The organism is Brachyspira catarrhinii, from assembly GCF_005518285.1.
Classification (GTDB): Bacteria; Spirochaetota; Brachyspiria; order Brachyspirales; family Brachyspiraceae; genus Brachyspira; species Brachyspira catarrhinii.
This window is the reverse complement of the sequence record NZ_SJDU01000887.1, coordinates 1-293: the sequence shown is the minus strand read 5'-3', so window position 1 is coordinate 293 and position 293 is coordinate 1. Positions and strand designations below refer to the sequence as shown.

1 protein-coding gene is annotated in these 293 nt (G+C 21.8%); it reads right to left on the bottom strand.

The window, feature by feature from the left end:
• Positions 1-35: 35 nt before the first annotated feature.
• Positions 36-254, bottom strand: a complete 219-nt coding sequence (locus EZH24_RS13735; protein ID WP_137999512.1) for a hypothetical protein — start codon at positions 252-254, stop codon at positions 36-38.
• Positions 255-293 lie beyond the last annotated feature (39 nt).

Genomic DNA, 293 nt, shown 5'->3' with positions numbered 1-293 from the left:
CCTTGCGCAGCCGTTACATTTCACTTTTTTAATACTCATATTATAGCCCCGTATTTTTTATTACCGATTTTTATATAATCTACTTCAAAATAATTTGCAAAATCGTCTACCAATTTTTTAAAATAAGAAAGCGGAATATTATTATTTATTTTCAACTTTCCTTTTTCATTATCAAAAATAATCTCGAGTTTGCTTATATATTCTTTTTTATACTTGCTTGTATCGAATATCTTATTAATTTTTTGTTTTTTCATTTTTAAATATCTTATTAATTTTTTGTTTTTTCATTTTTA

Coding starts and splice junctions, on each gene's coding strand:
- EZH24_RS13735 (WP_137999512.1), bottom strand. CDS start 254: ATGAAAAAACAAAAAATTAATAAGATATTCGATACAAGCAAGTATAAA.